The 359-nt window shown below is 47.6% G+C and carries 1 pseudogene; it reads left to right on the top strand.

Features of this window, described 5'->3' with window-relative positions:
• Window positions 1–359, top strand: a pseudogene (gene ystJ / locus FE392_RS22920) (NADP-dependent malic enzyme); the annotation flags it as partial.

Raw genomic sequence — 359 nt, forward strand, 5'->3', positions numbered from 1 at the left:
CGGACGTATTCATTGGTGTATCTGCAGCGGGTGCATTAACTGAAGAGATGGTTCGTACAATGAATGACGATGCAATTATTTTTGCAATGGCGAATCCGGTTCCGGAAATTATGCCAGAATTGGCAAAAGCAGCGGGCGCAGCTGTTGTTGGAACAGGTCGTTCTGACTTCCCGAACCAAGTAAATAATGTACTGGCGTTCCCTGGTATTTTCCGCGGTGCACTTGACGTACATGCGACACAAATTAACGAAGAAATGAAGATGGCAGCTGTACAGGCTATTGCTGAGCTTGTAGCAGAAGATGAGTTGAATGCAGACTATATCATTCCGGCACCGTTTGACGCGCGTGTAGCGCCTCGA

The sequence above is a fragment of the Xenorhabdus santafensis genome (genome assembly GCF_033949405.1).
Taxonomy (GTDB): domain Bacteria; phylum Pseudomonadota; class Gammaproteobacteria; order Enterobacterales; family Enterobacteriaceae; genus Xenorhabdus; species Xenorhabdus santafensis.